Origin of the sequence: Wolbachia endosymbiont (group A) of Anoplius nigerrimus (genome assembly GCF_947251795.1) — a bacterium.
GTDB lineage: Bacteria > Pseudomonadota > Alphaproteobacteria > Rickettsiales > Anaplasmataceae > Wolbachia.
Genome location: NZ_OX366385.1, coordinates 1,163,856 through 1,183,346 on the forward strand (window position 1 = coordinate 1,163,856; position 19,491 = coordinate 1,183,346).

Consider the following 19,491-nt stretch of genomic DNA (forward strand, 5'->3'; position numbering starts at 1 on the left):
TACTTTGGTGTATTGTGAAATTTTTATATAAATTGATATCAACATGGTGGCTGTCTGGCACAGTAAAAAAAATGCCAGGTACCGTAGGCAGCTTAGCTTCTTATCCAATTGTTCCTGTAATACTAAGTGACAGAATTTTAGGTGTAGCAATTATTTTTTTTTTATTTTTGATTGGACTATGGTCTATAGGCAATTATATAAAACACTACAAGACTTCATGTGATCCAAAAGAGGTAGTAATTGACGAAGTAGTTGGTCAATTGCTGACAATACTTTTAGTTTCGATATTGTTAAGCCAAGAGATGAATTGCTCTTCATTGTTGTTGTGCTTTTTTTCTTTTAGGTTTTTTGATATAATAAAAACGTGGCCTATAAATTTGATCGATAAAAATACCAAAGGTCCTTTAGGTGTTATGCTAGATGATATTATAGCTGCAATTTTAGCCTGTGTTCTTATAGGAGCCTTTTATTGTTTATTGTTGATGTATGCAGGATAAAAAAATTTATTATTCAAGCTTAATTGTTCAAAATTTAAAGGATTATATACTGTACACAGTGAATTTATCTGAGTGGGAAGTACACGATGAATTTGATAACGTTACATTTACAATAAATGGTACCAGGGAATCATTATTTAATTTTGTGTTCTGTGGAGATCAATGTACCGAGCTTTCTATACAAAAAACTCTAGATTATCTCAGAACAAGAGATATAGAAGCAACATGGGTAATAAATTCACATATGAAAATAAGAGATATTTTAGAAAAGTGTGAAATAAAACACGTTAGCACACCAAAAAAAGCTTTACTTAATATGAAAAATTACTTTTTACCTGCTGATATTATTCCAAACTTAAGGTTAAATGCTGTAAATGGTAGCGACCTCTTAGAACAGTTAGATTTACACACTTCTAAAATTTTTTATCATGGCATTGGAATTGTCAGCACATTTTTTCGCGGATTATCAAATTATGATGATAAAAACCCAAGATTAAGATTTTTTCTTGTAACACTAAATAGTGAAATTATTGGGACATGCGGTCTTTATGTTCAAGACAGTGTAGCTGGTTTTTATAGTGATGGAGTTTTACCAATTTACAGGAATCGTGGAATAGGTACCCAAATGGTTTTAGAAAGAATAAAGATAGCTAAACAGCTTGAATGCAAATATATAGTAGCACATTGTATGAAACCTTCTGTAAACCTTTATAAGAGATTGGGCTTTCAAATGTTAGGCAATCTTTACTTATATAACTCTTCAGCATAATTCTGAGCGGTTACAAGTTTTTACATCTGTTTTAGAAGTGCTATGTTTTTTTTGTATGAAGTGGTTTTAATATTGATTCTAATATTATTCTTTCTCTCTTATTCTAAATTAAAAATTAGTAATAAGATTAAGAACTTACAACATCGAAATGTTATCATAAATAATTTAATTGATACTGTGAATGATGGGTTTTATATTTGGGATGCAAAAAAGCGTATAGAAAAGTTCTCTCCCAACTTACTAATTTTGCTTAATACTGTTTTTTACTCATTTAATGAGTTTGTGAATTTTTTTGAGCAATCAGAAAGTTTAATTAAAAATTTTGCTGAGGCAAAGGAAATAAATAAATCTTTTACTCTAGATTTAAAGTCAAAAGACAGTGAGGTTTATTGCATATGTTATGGCAGAAGCATAATAGATGATTCTAACAATGTGATTGGTGTGCTGTTATGGATAAGGAATGTTTCAGACTGTAAAATAAAAGCTCACGGACTTGAGCTAGAAAATAGTAAGCTTACACAAGAAGTGGAAAGCTATAAAAATGTTTTCAACTCTTTACCATTTCCAATACTAAAATATAACAAGAATAGAAAGGTAGAATTTTATAATTTGTTTTATGATAAATATGTAGATGGCTCTAAGAAATTTGCTATTACCAGTAGCGCTCATAGCACAAAACCAGGAAGGCATGTCGTAACTTACAAGAACGAACCTAAGGTTTTCGATTTTGTTAAAATTCCAATACAAGGTTCTGGTAGCATAGTAATGTATGGGAAAGATGTTAGTGATGCAGAGAAATTATATACTGAATTAAACAGTTACTTAGCTACACAGAAAAATTTGCTTGAGAGGTTGCCGGTTGCTATAGTAATATATAGTAAGAATCAAAAGCTAAAATTTTATAATAATGCTTTCATAAAAACTTTTCAATTTGACCCAAAATTTTTGGCATCTTATCCAACTTATCATGAAGTTATGCTTTACCTCTTCGAATCTAAAAAGCTTTTAGAAAAAGAGGATTTTCAAACTATTAGTAACCAAAGACATGAGTTATTCAAAAAATTATTTGCATCGTATGATGATACGATGCATTTCACGAATGGAAAAGCGTTCAGGGTATTAACAATACCCTACGCTTCGGAAGGTTTGCTGTTCTCTTACGAAGAATGCAAAAGATGATACTTAAACTCCTTCTTTTTCTACCATGAGCTGTTTTACTTTCGCTATTGCTCTTGCTGGATTAAGTCCTTTAGGACAAGTTTTTGTGCAATTCATTATTGTATGACAACGATACAACTTGAATTGGTCGTTTAAAACATCAAGTCTTTCACCTGTCTTATTATCACGGCTGTCAGCAATCCATCTGTAGGCTTGTAATAGTATTGCTGGTCCTAAAAATTTATCACTATTCCACCAGTAGCTTGGGCAACCAGTCGAACAGCAAGCACATAATATACAGTCGGACAAGCCATCTAATTTTTTTCTATCTTCAGGAGATTGAGAGTATTCTTTATTTGGTAGGGCAGGCTTATCTGCTTGTAACCAAGGTTTAATTGATTTGTATTGCTCATAAAATTGGCTCAAGTCCGAGACTAGGTCCTTTATCACATACATGTGAGGTAATGGATATATTTTTACGTCACCTTTTATATCGTGTATAGATCTAGTACATGCAAGAGTATTGGTTCCGTCAATATTCATGGCACAAGATCCACATATGCCTTCTCTACAAGAACGTCTGAAAGTTAAAGTCGAATCTATTTCATCCTTTATTTTTATTAATGCATCAAGTACCATAGGGCCACAACTATCCATATCAATAAAAAATGTGTCTATTCTAGGGTTTTTCTCGTCATCAGCAGACCAACGGTAAATTTGAAATCTTCTGATGTTTTTTGCTCTAGCAGGAATAGGATAAATTTTGCCCTTTTGATTAATTTTAGAATTCTTTGGCAAAGAAAACTGAACCATATCACTTACCTTTTATTGTTTATAGCTAAAACCCTTTGTAGATAACATATTTTATTATCATCTACTATATTTTTATTAAATTCCTTTTAAATCGCGCACATATTGTAGCCAAGCGAAGCTAAAATCTCTCTTTCTAGATTTTGCATTATAATTTCTTCATCTTTTTTTTGGTGATCATAACCAAGTAAATGCAGTAATCCATGCACTAACATGTGTGCAATGTGAGCAAGAATGGGTATACAATACTCATGCGATTCTCTTTTTATTGTGTCTATTGAAATTGCTATGTCTCCTAAATCGCACTCATTAGACAATTGTTCATACGGAAATGATAGTACGTTAGTTGGCTTATCCATTTCTCTAAATTTTAAATTAAGTTGATGTAGCAAGTCATCATCAGCCAGAGCTATTGATATATTTGGTTTATAGTGATCTATTTTTAATTCTTTTAGAGAAGCATTGATGATACCTAATACAAAATTTTTAGGATTTTCTATAATGCTGCACCATTTCTTGTCAAGAATATTTACTTCTAACATGAGTGACACACCAGAAAGTACATCATCTCATAACTTGACATTGGAATCCAAAAAAGAAGAGTTATAGACCCTCGTGTCATGTACACAACTGTACGAATATTGTACACTAGAAGGATGTCATCCCACTGCCCAGACACTGGGATCCAGGAATTTTGATTAGACATCAAGTTAGTGAATATAAAAGTAGCTAATCCTATATTAAAACACAACAGTTTTAATGTGGTTGCATTAAGGCTGGATTCCAGTGTCAAGCACTGGAATGACACCTTTGTGTTTGATGTAAAACCGGCTATAATGTTTAATGCACTGCCTTCGAGACAAATATTCATACAGCTGTGCGTTGCGTGCTGAGATGACATCATTTAGGAACTGAAATGACAGGTATTACACATCACTCATGCTTATTATTTCATTCCATTCAATTTCCGAAACTGGGGTAATTGATAAACGTGGTTGTTTTAATATAGCCATATTTTTCAAAAGTGGGTTTTGTTTTATATTATTTAACGTTACTTGGTTATTTAAAGGGTTCAAAAACTTTACATTCACTAATCCGAACTTGGGATCATTAACATGATAATACTCTTTAAATACTTCAACGATTCCAAGTATTGCTTTCTCTTTACCTGTATGGTAAAAAAACGCAAGATCGCTTACTTTCATAATTTTCATGTAATTTTGAGCTTGATAATTGTGCACGCCATCCCACTCAACTACCTGCTCCTTTTCCATTTTTTGCCATGAATATTCACTTGGCTCTGACTTGAGTAGCCAAAGTTGCATTATTTTTTTCTTCTTAAGTAAGCTGGTATATCATAGATATTGCTGCCCCACTTAGCTCCTTCGCTTACCTGTTCAGTTGGTTTTGTTTCCAGTGTTTTGTCTTGCGTACTTTCACTGTGACTATAGGGCCACTTAAATTTCTCTTTCTCTGAGTCTTCGCTCTGACTTATAGGTGAAGTTTCTGATTTATTATTGCGACCATCAATGCCAGTTGCAAGAACAGAAACTCTAACTCTTCCCTCCATCGCTTGATCAAAAGTAGCACCAAATATTATATTTGCATTTTCATCTACTTCTTCACGCACTCTATTGGCTGCAGCATCAACTTCAAACAGAGTCATATCTCCGCCACCAGTAATGTTAATTAATATTCCTTGCGCACCTTTCATTGATACATTATCAAGTAATGGATTGGATATTGCAGCTTCCGCAGCACTAATTGCTCTATCTTCTCCTTCTGCCTCTCCGGTGCCGATCATCGCTTTGCCCATCTCGCTCATTATTGTTTCTATATCAGCGAAGTCAAGATTAATAAGCCCTGGCATGACCATCAAGTCAGTTACTCCTCTGATGCCAATATGCAGAACATTATCAGCAAGTTTAAATGCATCAGAAAATGTAGTTTTTTCATTTGCAATTCTAAATAAATTCTGATTTGGAATGACAATAAGTGTATCCACGTATTTTTGCAGTTCTTCAAGTCCAAGCTCTGCAATGCGCATGCGGCGCACACCTTCAAAACCGAACGGTTTAGTTACAACTCCAACAGTCAATATCTTTTTTTCTTTTGGCGCTCTATCCTTAACTGCGGCTCTTGCTTCTCTGGCTGCTTTTGCAATTACCGGTGCTGCACCGGTTCCAGTACCACCGCCCATTCCTGCTGTGATGAAAAGCATATGACTATCTTTTATATGCTCCATAATCTCATCAATTGATTCTTCTGCTGCACCTTTGCCAACATCAGGCAAGGCACCAGCACCAAGACCCTTAGTTAAATTAATGCCAAGCTGAATTTTTTTATCACATAACGACTTTTCTAGTGCTTGAGCGTCGGTGTTTGCGACAACAAAATTCACTCCTTGCAAATTAGATTGGATCATGTTATTCACAGCATTTCCGCCAGCACCACCCACTCCCACAACGGTAATCCTTGGGTGTAATATAGGTAACTCCGGTAGACTAAGATCAATAGACATTTAAATTACTCAAATTTAGCGAATTCACTTGATAATAAGTTACCGCTTTTTTAATAATATGCAAATACTTTTCACTTCTATAGGCGTAAACAGTAAACGGGATTTACTTATTCTTAACATTTATACTAATAAGTGCTATTTTATAATTACTAGATTTTTGGATGATATTACTTCAAAAAAATAGAAAATTTTTACAAAAAGGGACAGAAACCTATCCCTTTTTGTTTTGTTGAAGTTATGATACAGTTTTTTCTTCTCCTTTCCATGCTTCAACCACAACATCTTTTAATTTTGAGGCAACTTGATATGTTCCATAAAGAACAGCAGCTGCAGCAATTGCCATTATGGCACCTGCAACTATCTGACCAGCAACACCTGTTCCGATAAATCCAGGTAATGAAGCAGCTATTGCTTGATTTGTCCCAACAAAGTAGCTGGCAGTCTTAGCAAGAAACCCAGAAGCTTCTGCTGCACTAACAAAGCCTGCTTTCATATGCATTGCTGTAAAGACAACACTTGCAACTGCAAGCGGAAATAATGCTGTTCTTAACTTATTATCCTTAATATACTGACCAAGCCCACCAGCAGCACCTGTAACTCCCCAGTGTTCATTATTAACTTGTCTATACCCCTCTGAAATAGCGTAAAAAACACTATGTTTTTGTTCGTAATCATATTTTGTTAATGCCATAACTCTACTCCTTAAATAGAATATTAAAATTTCATTGAGGGTAGTATACAATGAAACAAATTGTCTGTCAAGTAAACTAATTTTTTAATATACCCTTATTCTGTAATTCAACGCTTCAGCAATGTGTGCTCTTTTTACTTTTTCAGTTTTTGCAAGATCTGCAATGGTTCTTGCAACTTTTAATACGCGTGTGTAGCCTCGATTGGAAATGTAATTTTCTTTCAGTACGTATTTTAGCAATTCTAACCCTGCCTGATCTGGTTCAGTAAATTTATTAAATGCTTCACCGCTTACTTCTGAATTGCAACGAATATTTAATTCACTATAGCGCTCAGTTTGAACTTTTCTTGCTGCTATCACTCTTTCTCTTATGATTTTAGTACTTTCTCCCTCCACAGAGATTTCAGGAGAGAGTATGCTAACGTTTGGCATTTCAATGCATATGTCTATTCTATCAAGCAATGGGCCTGATATTTTGTTTTTGTAATCTGTGCCACACTTTGGAGCTTTGTTGCACGATCTGCTTGCATCACCTAAATAACCGCACCTGCAAGGGTTCATTGCAGCAATCAGTTGAAAATTTGCAGGGTAGGTTATGTGAGCATTTGCCCTTGCAACGGTAACTTTTCTATCTTCAAGTGGTTGGCGCAGAGAATCAAGCACAAGTCTTGGAAATTCTGGCAACTCATCAAGGAATAACACGCCATTATGAGCCATGGTAATTTCTCCAGGTTTTGCATTCTTTCCTCCCCCTATCATTGCTGGCATGGAACATGAGTGATGAGGTTCACGAAAGGGGCGAGTTACTTTGAATATTTCATTACCAGTTTTTGTTATGCTGGAAATAATATTAACATCAATCATCTCCTGTTCGGTCAAATCAGGCAGCAACCCTATAAAGCGTTTAGCAAGCATTGACTTTCCAGTACCAGGAGGGCCAACAAGAAGCATATTATGACCACCTGCTACCGCAATTTCAGCTGCTCTTTTTGCAACCACTTGGCCTTTAATATCCTTCATATCGGGAACCAATCTTTTTTCTTTGGGTGCATCACTATAATTAAAAATTACTGGCTGAATTAATTGCTCACCCTTAAAGTGTCTGATAATATCAGTTAATTTCTCTATAGCCAGAATTGAAACATTCTTCACCCATACAGCTTCTACACCATTTCCTCTCGGGCAAATTACTCCTTTATTGTCCTTTTTTGCATTAATTGCTGTTGGCAGCACTCCTGAAACTGGAATAACTCTGCCATCAAGGGCAAGCTCACCCATAATGATATAAGACTGAACTTTTTCAACTGGTATCACATTCATTACAACAAGTAGTCCAATAGCAATAGCCAAGTCATAATGACTACCTTCTTTCAGCAAATCCGCAGGGGAGAGATTAACTGTAATTCTTTTTGGAGGTAGTAGTAGATTGATTGAATTTAACGCTGCTCTGATGCGCTCTTTGGATTCCGCAACAGTTTTATCCGGCAATCCAACAATATTAAAAGCTGGAATACCATTTGCCATATGAATTTGTGCATTGACATTTACTGTGCTAATTCCCTGAAGCGCAACGGTATTTATATTTGCAATCATAATACATTATATAAAATTGTTAATATAATATATTAAAGAAGTGATGAAGTAAAGGCTACAGCAATTAAAGATGGCTTAACTTAGCAAAAAAGTGCATAGTATCCTATCACTTTACTGATTACAAAATGTTTATAAGGATAATCGCTTTTCTTTTGCTATACTCAAGCGCAGTTTTCTGTAGTGATTGTAATTTTAATTTACCATACTGTGGGCTCAGTTGTAATCTGGATCTATCATATAGAAATTTAAGTAATATAAAAAAATTGTTGAATAACGACGATAAGTTTGTTGCGCTTACGTTTGATGATGGGCCTTCCAACAATAGAATAAACGATATTATTAATGTTCTGGAAAGCTATGAGGCAAAAGTAACGTTTTTTGTACTTGGTGAACGTATAAATAAAAAAACGTCTAAAATAGTAAAGAAAATTCATGAATCAGGTCATGAGTTAGGCAATCACTCTTGGTCGCATAGGAAGTTAACATCGCTTTCAAGTGAGGAACAATTGCAAGAACTGGAAAAGACAAATACAGCAATTAAAAATACAACAAAACAAGATGTAAAATGGTTTCGCCCACCATATGGATGTCATGATGATAATCTGATTGAAAATACTAATAAATTGGATATGTATTCGATATTATGGACAGTTGATTCGCTAGATTGGCAAGGTGATAAACCAGAAGCTTTAGTTGAAAGAGTTTTAAGTAATGTACATAATGGGGCAGTTATACTGTTTCATGATCACAATAACAGATCAAACACAATTGAAGCTTTACCTCATATTATTAAAATACTAAAAAAATCGGGTTACAAGTTTGTTACCTTAAGTGAGTGGGAGGAAAGGGTTTGTAATACGGTAAAAGCCAGAAGTATAATAATCAAAGAGGGGGGAAAAGTGCGTTTTGAAGGAATTTTATGCGGACAAAAAACAAAGTCTTTAACCGCAGAGCATTCATATTAGGTGGTATTCAGCTTACCATTTCCGCTATTTTTAGCTATAGGTTATATAATTTACAAATACGAAACAGACAAAAGTACGAAGCATTATCTAATAGTAATAGAATAAGAGTCGCTACTATTATGCCTCAGCGGGGCAAAATTTTAGATAGGAATAGCATTGAACTTGCGATAAATAAAATTTCGTATGTTGTTTTGTTTGATGGTTCTGGTAAGGAAGTTGATTTGCAGACATTATCAGAAGTCGAGTCTAAAATAGCAAAATCGTCAGAAAAAATAACTGCTCTTTATAAACGTTATTACCCGTTTGGTTCAATATGTTCTCATGTAATCGGATATACAAAAAGACAGCAAGGCATAAACGAAGTAGGAATCAGCGGTATTGAATATACATATGATCATATATTGAAAGGCAAGTCAGGAAAATCTGAGCAGGAAATAAATTCTAAAAAACGCGTCATAAAAGAATTATCAAGTACACCACAGCAAGACGGACAAGATGTACAGCTAACAGTTGATATTAATCTGCAAGAGAAAATCGCAGAGGTATTTAAAGATCACCAAGGGTCCGCAGTGGTAATTGATGTAAGTAACGGAGAAATTTTAGCACTATATAATTCACCTTCTTACGATAATAATCTTTTTGCTAGCAGACTATCAAATGAGACTTGGGAAAGCTTGAATGCTCCTTCATTACCACTTGTGAATCGTGCATTGTCGTATCAAATTCCACCTGGTTCAATATTTAAAGTAATAGTTGCGCTTGCGGGTTTAAAAGACGGGATAATAACACCAGAAGAGAAATTCTCGTGTAAGGGCTATATGAAAATAGGTAAGCGGAAATTTCGCTGCTTGAAAAGTAAAGTCCATGGGTATGTATCTTTAAATGAGGCAATGGCATTATCATGCAACACTTACTTTTATAATATAGGGAAAAAAATAAGTGTAGACTCTCTGGTAGAAATGGCCAGAAAATTTGGTATTGGAAGTGGGCCACTGATTGGAACATTTAAAGAAGAAGCTCCAGGGTTGTTGCCAGATAGAGATTGGCGTACACGAAAGCTATATTCGCAGTGGTATTTAGGTGACACTATCAACTTAGTTATAGGACAAGGGTATATGCTTACAACACCACTACAGCTTGCAGTTCTTGCAGCGAGGATTGCAACAGGAAAAGAGGTAATTCCCCGCATTAAGATGAATGAAACGATACAAGATTTTCCCGATATTGATGTGGATTGTGAGCATCTTAGCATAGTTCGAAAAGCTATGTTTGATGTGGTGAATTCTAAAACTGGAACCTATAAGAAAGGGCTAAGCGGTATACAAATTGCTGGCAAAACCGGTACACCAGAAATAAACTCTAAGGGCGAAAGTCATAAGTTATTTATCGCCTATGGCCCTTACCATAACCCGCGCTATGCAATCTCTGTGTTTATAGAACACGGTAAAGCCCCACGCAAAGATGTTGCAATTGCTAATGAGATATTTCAGTATATGCTTGAAACTATGAGTATTAGACTTCTTGCATAACCATATAACATTGGGAATAGAAACGAAAAAACTTGCTTGACAAACTCCGCCAGCCCCCTTATCATGAAACTGAAGCTATTTTATTTAACTTCGCAATCTCTGCAGCAGATTAAAATGACAAGAAAACTTGTATTTGGCGTACTATTGTTTAATTCTTTGCACTATGTGCACCGTATGTCTTTATCAAATTTCTAGGTTTTTACCTATACAAGCTGAAACGCGCTTATAAAGCGTTCAAGACATCACCCAACGTCAAATTTTAAAATAGAGAGTGTAATAACTAGCTACCACGGGTTTTCTTTGCCTTTTTTTCTGCCTAGTAAATTTCTTAAACATTTATAGCTAAGGTTAGTTGCATTTAAAAGCAGCTAAATTGCAGCGTTTAAGACTTAAAAAACGCCAATACTGAAAATAGACAATGACTAGGCTCTGTGGACAAAAAATATGAAAAGAGAGAAAAAGATGGTAGTTTAGCCTAATAGGTAAAAAATGGAGAAACTACCATATGCAATATTACATCAAAGAGGAAAATTGGAAACAAATTTTAGAGTTCATAAAAAGCGTAAAAGGAATGCACAGCAAAGATGAAAAACGTTTAAGAATATTCATAGAGGCAGTGTGGTACATAGTGCGAAGTGGTTGCCAATGGAGACTTTTACCAAAAACTTATGGTAATTACAGGAGTATACATAAGCGATTTAAAAGATGGTGTGAAAGAGATGTCTGGAAAAAATTGCTTGAATATACTAAACAAGAGCCTGATTTAGAAGTTGCTATAATCGACGGTACGATCATCCGAGCCCATCCATGTTCATCTGGATATACAAAAAACTCCAAGGATCAAGAAGCTTTAGGGAGGAGCAAAGGTGGCTTTACAACTAAAATACATGCGCTTGTCGATGCACTTGGAAATCCACTTAAATTTACTCTGACTCCTGGTCAAAGAAATGAAATTACGCAGGCACAAGTGTTGACCGAAAGTATCTATAACTCTACTGTAGTAGCTGACAAGGGCTACGATAGCAATGCCTTTGTTACAAGTCTTGAAGACAAGGGATGTACAGTAGTTATTCCGCCAAAACGGAATCGAAAAGTGCAAAGGTATTACGATGAGCATATCTACAAAGAACGTCATTTGATTGAGTGTTTTTTTGGTAAAATTAAAAATTTTAGGCGCATTTTTTCCAGATTTGATAAAACTGCTGAGGTTTTTATGGGTTTTCTCAATTTTGTTGGAGCTCTTGTATGGCTTCTCTAAAATTTTGTCCACAGAGCCTAGATGATCACTTCAATCTTAACCATGAGAATTTTTATATCTACTACAATAAATATAGTGAACACAATGGTAGAAGCGAGCTATACGTTAGGGATGATAACGGTAGATATTTAACTTCCAATCTTCCACTTAATCACTATGGATTCTCAATGGAACTATCATCTGATGGGGCGTCAATAGCAGATTATGGCTTTTATCCTCTTTATGCAATCTATAACCCAAATCACTATGATAAGGCAAAGGAAAAAGTATTTGATGATCACGGTGAATTATCACCAATTGCATCAAATATGTTAGATAATTTTTTAAGCAACACAAATAGCTTAACCACACAAGAGATGTTTTTACAGTTGCAAAATGAAGCTACTGAAAAAGAGGAGAAATTGATAAGAGAGAAAAGACAAGCAGAAGAAGAATTAGATCAAAAGAATGAGGAATTAAAGGAGTTCATAGAAAAAGGTGAAATTACCTTGTTTAAAGTGGTAAAAGGTAATGACGTAGGTAACGGGCGTTTAGCAGTAGTTTTACAGTTTACTACAGAAGGTAAGGGAACAAATGAAATTACCCTTGATTCTGAGAAATTCTATATAGCAGATTATGAAGATAGTGAATTCTTGCATTGTGTTAGTTCTGATTATGACATGCTGCTTGATTATGATAATTTATTCTTTGTGCTCAATAAAAGCTCCTATTCTGAACTTGAAAGTGGTTTTTATTCAGCAGACAGTACTGATCCCCATAATTACGCTAAATATTCAAAAGAACCATATTTGAGTGGTGATCAGCTATCTGAAAAATTATCTAATGAGTTGGAGGGGGATAGTAATCAGATAGATGCAGAAGTTACACTTAATGATGAACCTATAAACGAAGAGGCAGTAACGAAAAGTGAAATTAAATCCAGGAGGAAAAGGGTAGTTGATGAAGATAATGCAGAAGATACTATAGGAAACATAAATGAAACAAATGAGGTAACCGGTGCGACGCGTTTGCACTCCGCTTCTTTATCAGGGGATTTGAATGAAGTTATCGAACTTGTAGAACATAGCGCAAATATTGACGCGAAAGATAAAGCCGGACAAACACCGCTACATCATGCTATTAAATCAGGAAATACAGAAATAGCAAAATATCTTATCGATCAAGGTACAAATCTCAATTCTCAAGATATTTATTACGAAGGAACTGATTACTCTTGTTTTAAGACACCTTTGCACTATGCCATAAAATCGGAAAACATGGAAATAGTTGAATACTTAGTGGAACATGGTGCAAATCCTAATATTCCAGATGCTCACAATCTCAGGCCGCTTGACTATGCTATAAAGAACACAGCTTTAGTAAAATATCTTGTGGACAATGGTGCAGATATTAATGTACGTAATCCGATATTCCATTTTGTTAAGCTAGGTGACCTGGATATGGTGAGATATTTAGCTCAACATGGTGCAGATCTTAATGTCAAAAACACCTCTGCTCAAACACTACTACATTATGCTATTGAACTCAAACATACAGAGATAGCTAAATACTTAATAGATCACAATGTAGATATTAATACTCGAGATATTAGTTCTGGTAAATCTCCATTACATTTTGCCATGAGCATGAAAAATATAGAGGTAGCAAATTACCTAATAGAGCATGGTGCAGATGTTAATGTTAAAGATAGTTACGGTTTAGCACCTTTACACTTTGCTGTTAATTTAGGAAATCAAGAGATATTAGAGCATGTCTTCAAACTGAGTAGAAAGAAGTTAAGAAGTATGGTATAAGGTACATTTTAAGATGTACCCAAGCGATATAAGTGACAAAGAATGGAAGACAATAGAGCCATATTTTGAACCTAAAAAGACCGGCAGACCAAGAAAACATAGTATTAGAACAATTATTAATGCAATCCGCTATATGATGAGAACAGGATGTCAATGGAGACAACTGCCTAAAGATTTTCCACCATGGAAAACCGTATATAGTTGTAATTCGCGCTTGAAAAAAAGTGGAATATGGCAAGAAATTCATGATTTTCTAGTTAAAAAAGTAAGAGAGATGATTGGTAAAAATAAGACTCCATCAGTAGGTATAATTGATAGCCAGTCAGTGAAAACTACTCAAAAAGGGGATCCAGAGGATATGATGCTGGCAAAAAAATAAAGGGCAGAAAACGCCATATTATTGTAGATACTGTGGGTCTTGTAATTGCTGCTGAAGTACAGAGTGCAAGTATTCAAGATCGTGATAGTGTTCTAAATCTTTTTGCCCAAGCTAAATGCAAAGTTCCAACTTTACGTAAGTTTTTTGCTGATCAAGGGTACATAGGTAAATTACAAAACAGATGCTTATTGGAAACGGGATGTTTATTAACGATTGCCAAGAAAATAGTTGATACAGGATTTCAAGTTATTCCCAAACGTTGGATTGTTGAAAGAACTTTTGCCTGGCTTTCCAATTTTAGGCACATGAGTAAAGATTACGAGCATTCTCCTCTCACCTCAAAAAACTATATCTTCTTTAATATGATCACTATTATGCTTCACAAATTAGCTCATTCTTCAGTTTGAAGACATGCTCTGAGTCTAATATATTAAAAGTTTATACTTCCGAAGATAACTCTCAAATTAAAGTATTTTTCAAAATTGCAAATGAAGAAATTGATAGAATTTTTTCAGGGCAAGAAGTAGTGAAATTTTTAAATCAAACTATCAATATAAGAGATCATGAAAACAAATCTGCCATTAGTAAAAATGTGAAACAAGGCATCATTAGAGATGTAGAAGGTATACATAGAGAGAATGGTAGATATGTATATAAAGCACCAATTTTATCACCTAGTAAACAATACAAAAAACTGTTTAAAAGTGAGAAAGCTATTCAATTTAATTTGAATGATTTTATGTCAGATAGCATATCAAAACTTGTACACTTAAAAGATAGATTTGAGGAAATTTTGGGTTTTGATCCTGAAGAGGGCCTATGTCATCCATTAAATTATTTTATTACTCTTTTAGAATTAAAGAATATGGGAGACTTTGCTGGATTTCTCAGGTCTGCTGATGTTGTGCCTGAACAAGATTTTATAGATTATATTGATGGAAGAAAAGAACAAACAACTGAATTGTTGATGACGCAGATCTTGTTGCAATTCTTACCTATTCTTCATATTCAGAGCATTGAGAGACGTGAGGGAGATCAATTTTATGACAAGACAATATATGAACAAGAGTGTAATGATTTATCATCAACAGAAATATGGGTTCATATTAATCAAGAAAAAGTCAAGTGTGCTTTGGATAATGTAGAGATAGAATGCTACTTAGAATTTAATTTCTCCTGTTATGCTTGTAATGAAGGAGGTAGTGATGATGACGAGAATATTGCACATTCTATGTTGGTATATAAAGCAGAGAATGGTAAATACATATTTTTTGACCCTAATAGAGGAGCCGTTGGCTTTTGTCCTAATACAGGAGTTGCTAATTTTACATCAGAGGAGGTTTGTAGGGTAGTAGAACTGGCTGTAAATTTTTATTCATATAATATGTATATTGAAAATTCTCCAGATTATTGTGAAATTTACGTTACGCTTAGAAACGCAACATTAATGTTAAGGAAAGCTGAGGAACTTTATGAAACAAGAGAGAGAACAAATTCAAAAATAGTTGATATATCAGTTGATAACAATACTGGTAAATTGTTGCTTACACCTATAAATCTATAGAGATATACAATTGCCATAAAGATTTATGTATATGCCTTTATCTTTAAGATTGTTTATCAAGTATGGACATCAGCTCGTCCCATTCTCTTTTACCAATATTACTTTCTTCTTTAGTAACATTTTCTCCTTTAATTAATTTACGAATTATTTCTAAACCAGTTCTTGAAATACAAGCTGATTCTAGGCAATATTCAACAAAGGCATTGTAGGCCAATGGGACCCATTTTTTTATTATATCCAGCATAACTTCTGCATAAACTCTGATTTCATATTGGGCATGCTTATCAGCTCTAAGCTTCAAAAAATGAAGGAGATTATGCAGATCTATTTTCCAATAAAATTGCGTGTAGTAATTAAGCATTAGGTTAGTTCGGGCAATTTCTCTTGCAAGCCCCTGCTCAATAAATTTTTCATAATGAGAATATACTGAATTAGAGTCATTTGTTAGAGAATCTATTATTTCCTTTGAGGTATCTGGGTCAAAAGCTTCCCCGCTACCTTGTTTATTATTGTCAGATTGTTTTGCAACTTGTTCTGGTTTAGGTGTATAAAATTCATTATCAAGTATTGAATACCTTGCTGAATATTCATTCACATTTGCAGTTCTATGCCTTATCCATTGCCTTGCAACAAAAATTGGAAGTTTCACGTGAAACTTAATTTCACACATTTCAAATGGAGTTGTATGATGATGTCTCATTAAATACTTTATAAGTGCTTCATCCTGACTTATCTGTTTTGTTCCCTTGCCATAAGAAACACGAGCAGCTTGAACTATAGCGCTATCAGAGCCCATATAATCCATCACTCGAATAAATCCATGATCTAATACCTTATGTTCTTCATATAAGATTTCATCTATTTCTTTTACTGTAGTTCGTTTAGTTGCTTCATTCATAAAATATCCTCAAGATGAAATGGAGATATCAGCTCCACATGAATTGAGTTTTTCATGCATTGCTTCATATCCTCTCCATAAATGATGTGAATTGTTTATTATAGTTTCTCCACCGGCTACCAAAGAAGCAAGCACCAAAGCTGCTGTTGACCTTAAATCAGTGGCACATAGATTAGCTCCAGATAAGCTTTTTATTCCACTTATAGTAGCTTTGCTTTTCTCAATGCTGATATTAGCGCCTAACTTTCTCAATTCATCTGCATGTGCAAATCTGTTTTCAAAAATGTTCTCTTCAATTACTGATATCCCATCAGCGATGCACATTGCAGACATCAGTTGTGGTTGCATATCACTGGGGAAATTTGGATAAGGGTTTGTTGCAATGTTAGCAGACCTAATAGAGCAATTTTTTCTGGAAATCATAACCCCCTCATTATATGGTTCAACATTAGCCCCTATAGCTTTCAATTCATTCACAATACATCTTATATCAGATAGACTTACTCCTTCTAACTCCAACTTACCACCGGTTATTATAGCAGCTAGTGCATAGGTGCCTGCTTCTATGCGATCTGGTATTATTTTATGAACACATCCATTTAATGCTTCAACTCCTGTTATTGTGATCCTTGTATCACTAATCTCAATATTAGCACCCATTTTCTTTAGGAACTCTATTAAATCAAGAACTTCCGGCTCTGTTGCAGCATTGTTTATTATTGTCACTCCTTCTACAAGTGTTGCTGCCATTATTATATTTTCTGTTGCACCAACGCTTATTTTCTCAAGTGTAACTTCTTTTCCTTGTAGCTTTCCTTTCACTGTTGCAATTATATTGCAGCCTTCAACTTCAATTTTAGCTCCCATTTCTTCTAATGCTTTGATATGCATATCAACGGGACGCTTTCCGATATTGCATCCACCAGGAAAGACTGTTGTGATTTTACCAAATCTACTGAGAATTGGACCTAGCATTAAAAGAGATGCTCGCAGCTTACTTGCAGTTTCATGTGACATTACGTGATTATTGATATTACCGCAGTCAACTTTCAAAGTATGATTTGCTTTATAATCTTTATTGTGTGTAAAGTTCACTTTCACTCCAAGACTCTCAAGCAGCTTAGACATTAGATGCACATCAATTAAATCAGGTACATTATGCAAAATTACCGGGAAGCTACTCAATAGACTTGCTGCCATTATTGGTAAAATAGCATTCTTTGAACCATTGATCTTGATTTTTCCAACCAGGGGTTTGTAGTTATTTCTTATTAATATCTTGTGCATTTAATTAAGCTAGATCTTACCAAATAAGTATAGTAAATCGACAGTAAAAGGCAAATTACAGATAATATAGCTATCACAGATCATAATGTTCGTACATTTTAGCTATTCAGCAGCAGAATTGATTACACTTGTCCAAAGATGAGCGATGCATTAGTGCCACCAAAACCAAACGAATTAGAAAGCGCATATTGAATTTTATGCTCCTGAGCCTTAAACGGTACAAAATTTAAATCACATCCTTCTGAAGGTTTATGTAAATTTAAGGTTGGCGGAATAATTCCATTATTTAACGCAAGAATACTGAATATTGCTTCAACGCTCCCTGCAGCACCAAGTAAATGTCCTATAGAAGATTTAGTTGAAGAAACAGGTATTTTATAAACGTAGTCACCAAATAACTGTTTCATTGCTATTACTTCAATTTTATCTCCAAGTGGCGTTGAAGTTCCATGTGCATTGATATATCCTACTTGATTTGGATTAATTTGCGCACTTTTTAAGGCAAGCTGCATTGCCTTAAATGCGCCTCTTCCTTCTGGATGTGGTGCTGTAATGTGGTGCGCATCTCCTGTGAGTCCGTATCCAGTAAGTTCTGCATGTATTTTTGCCCCCCTTTTTTTTGCATGTTCGTATTCCTCCAGCACCAATATACCTGCTCCTTCACCCATAACAAAGCCATCGCGTTCTGCATCCCATGGCCTTGAAGCTTCTTCCGGTTTATCATTGAATTTAGTTGATAATGCCTTCATAGACGCAAAACCTGCAATTCCAACTCTACACAGTGCACTTTCTGCTCCACCTGCAATCATAATATCCGCTTCACCAAGTTTTATAGTTCTTGCTGAATTTATGATTGCATGCGCACCTGTTGCACATGCGGTTACTGCTGAATCGTTTGGACCTGTAAATTCGTATTTAATAGAAATATGGCCAGATATCAAATTTATTAGACTTGCAGGGACAAAAAATGGACTGACACGTCTGGGCCCTTTTTCCTGCATGGTAATAACATTTTCCTGAATTGACGGAAGACCACCTATACCAGAGCCAATAGTTACGCCAACACGTTCTCTATCTACTTTTGAATCTTCTAAAGATGAATCTTCCACAGCTTGAACCGCTGCTGCAATGCCGTAATGAATAAAACGATCCGTTCTTTTTAGATCTTTTTCAAAAATATAACCTACAGGATTAAAGTAATTCTCAATGTTATCGGATTGCACAGGCACCTGCCCTGCAACCTTGCAAGCAAGATCAGAAGAGTCAAATCTATCTGTATTGATTGCTTTTATGCCAGACTCGCCTTTTATCAGCCTTGACCAAGTGTTGTCAACATCTGCCGCTAGCGGAGTGATTAAACCAACACCAGTGACTACTACTCTTCTGCTCATTTAACACTAACTATTGGCCTTTTTTACTATTAATATACTCAACTATTTGCTCCATAGTTTCCATTTTTTGCGCGTCTTCATCTGGGATTTCTATCCCGAACTCTTCTTCTGCCGCCATGATGATTTCAACTGCATCTAAACTGTCTGCACCATGCTCCGAAAGCTTTGAAGAGCTGTTGAATTTCTCTACATCCTTACTAATGTGCTCTAGTATAATCTTTTTCACTTTTTCTTCTATGTCTTCTCTAGTGCTCTTTGCTAGTTCGCTATTCACATTTCTTACCAAAAAAATAACCTATTCTTTGATGTTATAAAAAATTTTTATGTTTGCAATATCTTTTATAACTGGTAAACTACAGCAAAGTTTTCTACTGCCCTAGCTGGCTAG

General features: G+C 34.9%; 20 protein-coding genes. 10 read left to right on the forward strand and 10 right to left on the reverse strand.

The window, feature by feature from the left end:
• The first annotated feature begins 14 nt into the window (after positions 1-14).
• From OPR26_RS06250 to OPR26_RS06260, 3 genes are read left to right on the forward strand one after another with little or no spacing between them, the layout of a single operon-like run.
• A complete protein-coding gene (locus OPR26_RS06250) occupies positions 15-497 on the forward strand; it encodes a phosphatidylglycerophosphatase A family protein (protein WP_253302854.1) in 483 nt (160 codons plus the stop codon).
• Complete coding sequence (locus tag OPR26_RS06255) at positions 487-1,266, forward strand: GNAT family N-acetyltransferase (protein ID WP_265015783.1); 780 nt, start codon at positions 487-489, stop codon at positions 1,264-1,266. Before OPR26_RS06250 ends, OPR26_RS06255 begins: the two co-directional genes overlap by 11 nt.
• A 42-nt stretch (positions 1,267-1,308) precedes the next feature.
• The gene (locus OPR26_RS06260; RefSeq protein WP_187297077.1) at positions 1,309-2,445 is read left to right on the forward strand and encodes a hypothetical protein; all 1,137 of its coding nucleotides are present in this window, start codon (positions 1,309-1,311) and stop codon (positions 2,443-2,445) included.
• Between the two features lie 3 nt (positions 2,446-2,448).
• Here the strand turns inward: OPR26_RS06260 and OPR26_RS06265 are convergent, their stop codons facing one another.
• The 6 genes from OPR26_RS06265 to OPR26_RS06290 all read right to left on the reverse strand — a co-directional run bounded on the left by OPR26_RS06265 (position 2,449) and on the right by OPR26_RS06290 (position 8,039).
• Entirely contained in the window at positions 2,449-3,237 is a 789-nt protein-coding gene (locus OPR26_RS06265) for a succinate dehydrogenase iron-sulfur subunit (RefSeq protein WP_253302851.1), read from the reverse strand.
• Between the two features lie 86 nt (positions 3,238-3,323).
• Positions 3,324-3,776, reverse strand: coding sequence for an rRNA maturation RNase YbeY (ybeY, locus tag OPR26_RS06270; protein ID WP_253302850.1), 453 nt, complete (start codon positions 3,774-3,776; stop codon positions 3,324-3,326).
• A 384-nt stretch (positions 3,777-4,160) separates the two neighbouring features.
• Positions 4,161-4,559, reverse strand: coding sequence for an EVE domain-containing protein (locus OPR26_RS06275; protein WP_265015785.1), 399 nt, complete (start codon positions 4,557-4,559; stop codon positions 4,161-4,163).
• Positions 4,559-5,755, reverse strand: a complete 1,197-nt coding sequence (gene ftsZ / locus OPR26_RS06280; RefSeq protein WP_265015786.1) for a cell division protein FtsZ — start codon at positions 5,753-5,755, stop codon at positions 4,559-4,561. The genes OPR26_RS06275 and ftsZ overlap by 1 nt, the downstream gene beginning before the upstream one ends.
• Positions 5,756-5,990: 235 nt before the next feature.
• Entirely contained in the window at positions 5,991-6,446 is a 456-nt protein-coding gene (locus OPR26_RS06285) for a hypothetical protein (RefSeq protein WP_265015787.1), read from the reverse strand.
• An 84-nt stretch (positions 6,447-6,530) separates the two neighbouring features.
• Positions 6,531-8,039 (reverse strand): YifB family Mg chelatase-like AAA ATPase, encoded by a 1,509-nt coding sequence (locus OPR26_RS06290; RefSeq protein WP_265015788.1) that lies wholly within the window; start codon positions 8,037-8,039, stop codon positions 6,531-6,533.
• Between the two features lie 125 nt (positions 8,040-8,164).
• On the opposite strand from OPR26_RS06290, the gene OPR26_RS06295 reads away from it, so the two are divergent.
• The 7 genes from OPR26_RS06295 to OPR26_RS06325 all read left to right on the forward strand — a co-directional run bounded on the left by OPR26_RS06295 (position 8,165) and on the right by OPR26_RS06325 (position 15,527).
• Positions 8,165-9,004 carry a polysaccharide deacetylase family protein gene (locus OPR26_RS06295; RefSeq protein ID WP_320157064.1) on the forward strand — a complete coding sequence of 280 codons (840 nt, stop codon included), beginning with the start codon at positions 8,165-8,167 and terminating at the stop codon, positions 9,002-9,004.
• A complete protein-coding gene (locus tag OPR26_RS06300) occupies positions 8,959-10,533 on the forward strand; it encodes a penicillin-binding transpeptidase domain-containing protein (protein ID WP_265015790.1) in 1,575 nt (524 codons plus the stop codon). Before OPR26_RS06295 ends, OPR26_RS06300 begins: the two co-directional genes overlap by 46 nt.
• Before the next feature lie 505 nt (positions 10,534-11,038).
• On the forward strand, positions 11,039-11,791 hold the full coding sequence (locus tag OPR26_RS06305) for an IS5 family transposase (RefSeq protein ID WP_264702259.1): 753 nt from the start codon (positions 11,039-11,041) through the stop codon (positions 11,789-11,791).
• Positions 11,779-13,584 (forward strand): ankyrin repeat domain-containing protein, encoded by a 1,806-nt coding sequence (locus tag OPR26_RS06310; RefSeq protein WP_265015791.1) that lies wholly within the window; start codon positions 11,779-11,781, stop codon positions 13,582-13,584. The genes OPR26_RS06305 and OPR26_RS06310 overlap by 13 nt, the downstream gene beginning before the upstream one ends.
• A gap of 13 nt (positions 13,585-13,597) precedes the next feature.
• The gene (locus OPR26_RS06315; RefSeq protein ID WP_264731180.1) at positions 13,598-13,963 is read left to right on the forward strand and encodes a transposase; all 366 of its coding nucleotides are present in this window, start codon (positions 13,598-13,600) and stop codon (positions 13,961-13,963) included.
• 20 nt (positions 13,964-13,983) lie between these two features.
• Positions 13,984-14,370 (forward strand): transposase, encoded by a 387-nt coding sequence (locus OPR26_RS06320; RefSeq protein WP_265016300.1) that lies wholly within the window; start codon positions 13,984-13,986, stop codon positions 14,368-14,370.
• Positions 14,367-15,527, forward strand: a complete 1,161-nt coding sequence (locus OPR26_RS06325) for a hypothetical protein (RefSeq protein WP_265015792.1) — start codon at positions 14,367-14,369, stop codon at positions 15,525-15,527. The genes OPR26_RS06320 and OPR26_RS06325 overlap by 4 nt, the downstream gene beginning before the upstream one ends.
• 43 nt (positions 15,528-15,570) lie before the next feature.
• Here OPR26_RS06325 and thyX read toward each other — a convergent pair whose 3' ends face one another.
• From thyX to acpP, 4 genes are all read right to left on the reverse strand, one after another.
• Positions 15,571-16,425, reverse strand: coding sequence for an FAD-dependent thymidylate synthase (thyX, locus tag OPR26_RS06330; RefSeq protein WP_253301957.1), 855 nt, complete (start codon positions 16,423-16,425; stop codon positions 15,571-15,573).
• Positions 16,426-16,434: 9 nt separating this feature from the next.
• Positions 16,435-17,712 carry a UDP-N-acetylglucosamine 1-carboxyvinyltransferase gene (gene murA, locus OPR26_RS06335; RefSeq protein ID WP_265015793.1) on the reverse strand — a complete coding sequence of 426 codons (1,278 nt, stop codon included), beginning with the start codon at positions 17,710-17,712 and terminating at the stop codon, positions 16,435-16,437.
• 122 nt (positions 17,713-17,834) lie between these two features.
• Positions 17,835-19,103, reverse strand: coding sequence for a beta-ketoacyl-ACP synthase II (fabF, locus tag OPR26_RS06340; protein WP_265015794.1), 1,269 nt, complete (start codon positions 19,101-19,103; stop codon positions 17,835-17,837).
• A 10-nt stretch (positions 19,104-19,113) separates the two neighbouring features.
• A complete protein-coding gene (acpP, locus tag OPR26_RS06345) occupies positions 19,114-19,377 on the reverse strand; it encodes an acyl carrier protein (RefSeq protein ID WP_341823500.1) in 264 nt (87 codons plus the stop codon).
• Between the last annotated feature and the right edge of the window lie 114 nt (positions 19,378-19,491).

Excerpts from the sequence above, each read along its gene's own strand:
- OPR26_RS06255 (WP_265015783.1), top strand. The coding sequence starts at position 487 with ATGCAGGATAAAAAAATTTATTATTCAAGCTTAATTGTTCAAAATTTA.
- OPR26_RS06260 (WP_187297077.1), top strand. The coding sequence starts at position 1,309 with ATGTTTTTTTTGTATGAAGTGGTTTTAATATTGATTCTAATATTATTC.
- OPR26_RS06265 (WP_253302851.1), bottom strand. The coding sequence starts at position 3,237 with ATGGTTCAGTTTTCTTTGCCAAAGAATTCTAAAATTAATCAAAAGGGC.
- ybeY (WP_253302850.1), bottom strand. The coding sequence starts at position 3,776 with ATGTTAGAAGTAAATATTCTTGACAAGAAATGGTGCAGCATTATAGAA.
- OPR26_RS06275 (WP_265015785.1), bottom strand. The coding sequence starts at position 4,559 with ATGCAACTTTGGCTACTCAAGTCAGAGCCAAGTGAATATTCATGGCAA.
- ftsZ (WP_265015786.1), bottom strand. The coding sequence starts at position 5,755 with ATGTCTATTGATCTTAGTCTACCGGAGTTACCTATATTACACCCAAGG.
- OPR26_RS06285 (WP_265015787.1), bottom strand. The coding sequence starts at position 6,446 with ATGGCATTAACAAAATATGATTACGAACAAAAACATAGTGTTTTTTAC.
- OPR26_RS06290 (WP_265015788.1), bottom strand. The coding sequence starts at position 8,039 with ATGATTGCAAATATAAATACCGTTGCGCTTCAGGGAATTAGCACAGTA.
- OPR26_RS06295 (WP_320157064.1), top strand. The coding sequence starts at position 8,165 with ATGTTTATAAGGATAATCGCTTTTCTTTTGCTATACTCAAGCGCAGTT.
- OPR26_RS06300 (WP_265015790.1), top strand. The coding sequence starts at position 8,959 with ATGCGGACAAAAAACAAAGTCTTTAACCGCAGAGCATTCATATTAGGT.
- OPR26_RS06305 (WP_264702259.1), top strand. The coding sequence starts at position 11,039 with ATGCAATATTACATCAAAGAGGAAAATTGGAAACAAATTTTAGAGTTC.
- OPR26_RS06310 (WP_265015791.1), top strand. The coding sequence starts at position 11,779 with ATGGCTTCTCTAAAATTTTGTCCACAGAGCCTAGATGATCACTTCAAT.
- OPR26_RS06315 (WP_264731180.1), top strand. The coding sequence starts at position 13,598 with ATGTACCCAAGCGATATAAGTGACAAAGAATGGAAGACAATAGAGCCA.
- thyX (WP_253301957.1), bottom strand. The coding sequence starts at position 16,425 with ATGAATGAAGCAACTAAACGAACTACAGTAAAAGAAATAGATGAAATC.
- murA (WP_265015793.1), bottom strand. The coding sequence starts at position 17,712 with ATGCACAAGATATTAATAAGAAATAACTACAAACCCCTGGTTGGAAAA.
- fabF (WP_265015794.1), bottom strand. The coding sequence starts at position 19,103 with ATGAGCAGAAGAGTAGTAGTCACTGGTGTTGGTTTAATCACTCCGCTA.